The organism is Roseivivax isoporae LMG 25204 (genome assembly GCF_000521865.1).
Lineage (GTDB): Bacteria > Pseudomonadota > Alphaproteobacteria > Rhodobacterales > Rhodobacteraceae > Roseivivax > Roseivivax isoporae.
This window is the reverse complement of the sequence record NZ_JAME01000085.1, coordinates 1-4,769: the sequence shown is the minus strand read 5'-3', so window position 1 is coordinate 4,769 and position 4,769 is coordinate 1. Positions and strand designations below refer to the sequence as shown.

Here is a 4,769-nt window from a genome sequence, read left to right as displayed (position 1 = left end):
GGACTCCAAAGGGAGCAGGTCAGCGTCGTCGGAGTCGATCCTGTCGGCCTTCTTCACTTTCGCGATGGCCGCGATCTGCCTGTCGAACTTCACCTTGCTCTTCGTGACCTGCGCGTCGACCGCATCGACCTTCAAGCCGCCTCGGCGCATGGCATCGGCCATCGAGGCGGCCGCTTCTGTCGCGGCGAGGAGATCGAAATCAGCGACTTCGAAAACCGACTTCGATGTCACCATCGAGATGATGTCGGACGCCATCGGACCTGCTTTGACTAGAAATCCCGTGAAATATCGATAAGCTTACTCGCATCTGCACGGTGATGCGGGAGTTCCCATGTACCTCACGAGGATCGACCCCGGCGAAAAAATGTACCGGTTCTACCACCTCGAGATCGTCCCGGGTCTGTTCGGAGACTGGGGCTTGGTACGGGAGTGGGGGCGGATCGGCTGGCGCGGACGGATGCGGACAGATTGGTACGACAGCGAGGCCGACGCCAAGAACGCGCGCTTCGGGCTGTAGATGCAGAAGTCGAAGCGAGGTTACATCTGATGCCGAGAAGCAGAGAGATCACCACGGACGAAGCTCGCGAGAGCCGGAACCGGCAGTGGCGTGAGCAGAATTCCCGCGCCTTGGCTCAGTACACCGAGGAAGTCGAACGGGAGGGCCTGGCGCTGGCCGCGTACCGGTCGTTCTGATGGCTGGTTCACCGAGGGACCTCGAGCGGGTGTGATCGTGCGCTCAATGTAGCGGTACTTAACATAATGTTTATTACCGGCTCCTTGAATTGCGGCGTCACCGCGCGCACTTATCAATCGTTCTTCACCTTCTGCACGGCCGTCTCAATGTCGAAGTGGCAGGAAATCATCGTCATAGAGATCGGGATCGGCGTCTGACATACTCATGACGACCCGACGATCTAACGGTGCGGTGGCGATCAATGGATGAAAACGAAGAGCGGCGCCGGAAACGGCTGGAGGACAACGCCGACGCCTTGCGCAAGCGGCCTGGCACGAGCAGCATGATCATCCGCTCGCTGAGATCATGACGTTTCCGTCTCAATCTATGCACTCGGCAGCTGATCGCCGGCGCTTAAGCGGTCCCGGGATGAGGACCTTCCTTCGCATCTGCGAGCGCTTGTCTCTCGCGCGAGACCAGCAGATCGCTCTCCTCGGAGCCCCCGATGCGTCGGCCTATGACGCTTGGGCTGCAGCAGCCCAAGGCAGGGATTTTGATCTCATACTGTCTGAAGACGTCCTCATGCGGATCTCCGCGGCTCTCGGTATCTACAATGGGCTCGAGATCTACCTCACCGGCGACGGACAAATCCTCTGGCTGACATCGCCACATCGAGGGCCGGACTTCAGCGGTCTGCGACCGTTGGATCTCATGCTCAGCGGTGACCTGGAGGACCTTCTGACCGTGCGGAGATACCTCGATGCGCGATGCGATGGCGTCCCGCCGCCAGGCTCGGATGACTACGAGTTCATCACCGAAAACGACATCGTCTGGATCGAGTAAGCTGCTCTTTGCTCTTGCTGCTCTGTCCGAGGATGCATATGCTCAAGGTGTGACAGAGAGCTCAGCCCCTCGGGGTTGTAGTCTTCAGGAGGTGATCGGAGTTCCCGCTCTGGTAACCTCTTTTTTTCAGGATTACTTCCCCTGCCCCGCCGCGGCGCATGCTGACTGCGTCTGGAACGAGATCAGACGCCTCGACGCCGGTAGCTCGCGGTATGTTACGGTATGTAACCCCTACATACCGCGAGCTACCCAAGCAGATCAGGAACTTACCTGGAGACGTGCTCATCGCAACGAACCATTGCGGCGCCGCATTGCCGCAGCTGCCCCGGACGGCCGCAGACCTCGCAAGTTAAGAGAGAGCGTCGCTCGGCTCGCTCAACGATCTCGTGGATCGTGTCATCGTATCGCGTCATGTAGATTCGCAGCCGGCCGGATTTCTCTTTGATCTGGACGACTTGGTATCGCCCGATTTTGCTGATTTCGGTGAGTGCGTCGTCGATGATCTCATGCCACCCGGGCCCGCACTCGATACCCCAGCCGCTGATCGGTGCGCGGCGGCTGGTTGAGATGACTGCGCTGTGGCGCTTGAGGAGTTCGTCTGCTCTCATGAGCGCAGTTTACGTGCTAGAGAACAAAAATGAAACTCGCATGCATCGCGGACCTGCATATCGATCTTTGGTGCGCCGCTTAAGCTGACCCTCGCGACCTTCTGCCGCCCGAGGTTTGGACGGCTGACATCCTGATCCTTGCGGGCGATGTCGCGAACGGTTTTTCGAAGGGGTGGCGTCGGATTCTGCCGCTTGTTTTCGAGCGCATCGATCCGGGACGCGTCCACGTTTTCCCAGGAAATCACGACTTTTATCGCGGTCACCTCGACGCGCCCGGAAAACTGGCGGCGGTCTGCGTGGAGCTTGGATGTCACTACGCGCAGCAGAGCGAAATCCGCCCCGCTCCGGGGCACCGGATCCTCATGTGCACACTGTGGACGGACTTTGACATCGGCCCCCTGCCCGTCGACGTCGCGATGCATGCCGCCGAAGACAAGATGAACGATTACAGGCACATTAGACTGTCGAAAAATGGGTACAGGCGGATCACGGGGCCCGACATCTGCACCGCACACAAATTAGACCGCGCGTGGCTCGAGGAGAGGCTTGCTGAGCCATTTCAGGGCGAGACGACGGTGATTACGCATCATGCGCCGCATCCGCGCGCGCTTCGTCATCCAGAAGCCGATGTTGCTGCCGCATATGCGAGCGATTTTTCTGACATGGTCCTCGCATATCGCCCCGCGAGATGGCTGTACGGGCATACGCATCATCCGGTCGATTTCAGGATCGGCGGCTGTCAAATTCAGAATGTATCGGTGGGATACCCGGCCCAAGAGGACCTCCTGCGGTCACCCGCAGCGCCAAAATATGTGTTCGATCTCCCGGATGTGGTGGCTGACAATGTCTGATCCTGAAGTGCACCCAGACGTCGCTGCGGCCGTCGAGCGAGCGCGTGACCGCGGCCGCAGCGACTACACGTGAACGGTCACTATCCCTCCGGCGCATCGTCGGACCCTTCTGTGCGATCAATTGCCGGATGGGACCGCGCGTGGCGCCGCCGGTTCGCTTCTTCATGTAGAACGGCCTCGTGCTGATTGTTGCGAGCTCGAAAAAATCCTGAAAACTGGAGAACGGCCGCATTTCCGGCGAGCGTGTAGAGCAACTCCATGACGACCCCGAGTGCGATTTCAGGATCGCCGGCTTCCACGCGCACGATGTCTGTTTCCAGCACGCCGCTGGCTTCAGAGAGATCTTGCACAGTGATCTCACGGCGCCTCCGCATATCACGGATCGATCTGCAAAGCTGCGCAGCGGCGGTATCTGCTCGATGACTGGCCATCAGCCGACCGGTAACTCGCAGGCACGGCGCGCAGCATCCACGAGCCGCTCGTCACCGGTCTCAAAAAGGTCGAGCGGGCAGGGCCCGTCGAGCGCCTCGTTGCTGGAGACTGCCCAGAAAGCCTTCTGCCACGGCGTTAGATCGTCCGGCAAAGCCGCCATTACGCGGCGCCAGATCGGCCACAGATCGCCCTCAGGCGCAAGCTGCCATGCCGGCGCAAAGCTTTCTCCGCGGTATTCGAGGATGAGTGCCCCTTCGGGAGCCTCACTACCAGGGATGCAGTCGAACTCTCGCACAAACTGCTGACGCATCGCAGCATTCGCTCGATCAATCCGATCCTCGACACTCTCCATTTTATGTCCTCGCGTCAGAGACTTGGCCACACTATATCACACTCATGAAAAGCGACGATATTCTCTTCTTCGGCGACCCTCACGGGAATTGGGACCCCCTCTACGAAGCCCTCGAGGAGCGGCCCCGCGCTGTCATCGTTCTCGGCGACCTGGCAGAAGCCAAGCTGGACCCCAGCGGCGTACAGCGCGCCCGCGATGCATTTGACGCCGTGCTCGATGCAGGCGCCCAGCTTGCTTTCATTGTCGGAAATCACGACAGCGGGTCGGATGAGCTATGGAAGCTCGTGGAGGACTACGATCAGTACCGGATCGACGGCCGTGTGATCGATATCGACGGGCTCAGGATCGCAGGTCTCGGAGGCGTTATCAGAGCCCGCCTGTGGCCAGGAGAGGGCGAACCACGGTACGCGACCGAGGCGGAGCTGATCGCGCGGACTCCTCGTCAAGAACGGTGGAGAGGCGGCATCCCTCAGGTTCATCGGACTACGATCATGCCGTGGACTGTTAAGGAGCTCCGTTTGCACCAAGCGGACGTACTGATCACGCATGAGGCGCCCCTGCCCCATCAGCACGGTTTCGGATTTCTGAATGACCTTGCGCTCGACATGAGCGCACGGATGATCGTGCACGGGCATCATCATCAGACGTATTCAGAGGTGACGGATGAGGGTATCGGGGTCCAAGGCGTCGGTCTCGCAAGGACATGGAGGCTCGTTCTGAAGAGCTGAACGAGGCGGGCGCCTGTGTCACGCTCGGCTCGAATCCAGTCGACGGTACGGAAGGTGGAACTAAGAATCCGATATTGCGGATTGCTTCTCCAATTATGCGCAGGCACGGGGCCTGCGCCAAAGCAACACACAGGTACCAACTAGGACATATTGACAAAAGGGATTCACACTGCGCGGCAAGCGTGATCCATGTGTGGATGCCCCCGTTGGTGCAAAGCGTCTTCGGAAGACTCGAGCTTGTGATCGGTTGCTTTCATGCGTCAGGCCTGAAGTTGCGGCGCT

8 protein-coding genes are annotated in these 4,769 nt (G+C 59.6%); 5 read left to right on the top strand and 3 right to left on the bottom strand.

The features are described from left to right. Window positions 1-255, bottom strand: a 255-nt coding sequence (locus RISW2_RS22500) for a hypothetical protein (protein ID WP_043775495.1), incomplete at its 3' end; no start/stop codon positions are given. A 76-nt stretch (window positions 256-331) separates the two neighbouring features. Between RISW2_RS22500 and RISW2_RS22495 the strand changes: the two genes are divergently transcribed. From RISW2_RS22495 to RISW2_RS24390, 4 genes are all read left to right on the top strand, one after another. Then, window positions 332-517, top strand: coding sequence for a WGR domain-containing protein (locus tag RISW2_RS22495; protein WP_043775494.1), 186 nt, complete (start codon window positions 332-334; stop codon window positions 515-517). Between the two features lie 29 nt (window positions 518-546). Next, window positions 547-693, top strand: a complete 147-nt coding sequence (locus RISW2_RS25860; RefSeq protein ID WP_084615542.1) for a type II toxin-antitoxin system CcdA family antitoxin — start codon at window positions 547-549, stop codon at window positions 691-693. Window positions 694-1,102: 409 nt separating this feature from the next. Next, a complete protein-coding gene (locus tag RISW2_RS22490) occupies window positions 1,103-1,516 on the top strand; it encodes an MbcA/ParS/Xre antitoxin family protein (RefSeq protein WP_051492362.1) in 414 nt (137 codons plus the stop codon). A gap of 709 nt (window positions 1,517-2,225) precedes the next feature. Then, on the top strand, window positions 2,226-2,975 hold the full coding sequence (locus RISW2_RS24390) for a metallophosphoesterase (protein WP_084615540.1): 750 nt from the start codon (window positions 2,226-2,228) through the stop codon (window positions 2,973-2,975). 80 nt (window positions 2,976-3,055) lie between these two features. On the opposite strand, the gene RISW2_RS24920 is transcribed toward RISW2_RS24390, so the two are convergent. Both RISW2_RS24920 and RISW2_RS22485 read right to left on the bottom strand, forming a co-directional pair. Continuing rightward, window positions 3,056-3,406, bottom strand: coding sequence for a hypothetical protein (locus RISW2_RS24920; protein ID WP_211238747.1), 351 nt, complete (start codon window positions 3,404-3,406; stop codon window positions 3,056-3,058). After that, entirely contained in the window at window positions 3,406-3,759 is a 354-nt protein-coding gene (locus tag RISW2_RS22485; RefSeq protein ID WP_051492360.1) for a hypothetical protein, read from the bottom strand. Before RISW2_RS22485 ends, RISW2_RS24920 begins: the two co-directional genes overlap by 1 nt. A gap of 44 nt (window positions 3,760-3,803) precedes the next feature. Here RISW2_RS22485 and RISW2_RS22480 point away from each other — a divergent pair, with 44 nt between their 5' ends. Next, window positions 3,804-4,487 (top strand): metallophosphoesterase family protein, encoded by a 684-nt coding sequence (locus RISW2_RS22480; protein ID WP_051492358.1) that lies wholly within the window; start codon window positions 3,804-3,806, stop codon window positions 4,485-4,487. The last annotated feature ends 282 nt before the right edge of the window (window positions 4,488-4,769 follow it).

Excerpts from the sequence above, each read along its gene's own strand:
- RISW2_RS22480 (WP_051492358.1), top strand. The coding sequence starts at position 3,804 with ATGAAAAGCGACGATATTCTCTTCTTCGGCGACCCTCACGGGAATTGG.
- RISW2_RS22495 (WP_043775494.1), top strand. The coding sequence starts at position 332 with ATGTACCTCACGAGGATCGACCCCGGCGAAAAAATGTACCGGTTCTAC.
- RISW2_RS22490 (WP_051492362.1), top strand. The coding sequence starts at position 1,103 with ATGAGGACCTTCCTTCGCATCTGCGAGCGCTTGTCTCTCGCGCGAGAC.
- RISW2_RS25860 (WP_084615542.1), top strand. The coding sequence starts at position 547 with ATGCCGAGAAGCAGAGAGATCACCACGGACGAAGCTCGCGAGAGCCGG.
- RISW2_RS24920 (WP_211238747.1), bottom strand. The coding sequence starts at position 3,406 with ATGGCCAGTCATCGAGCAGATACCGCCGCTGCGCAGCTTTGCAGATCG.
- RISW2_RS22485 (WP_051492360.1), bottom strand. The coding sequence starts at position 3,759 with ATGGAGAGTGTCGAGGATCGGATTGATCGAGCGAATGCTGCGATGCGT.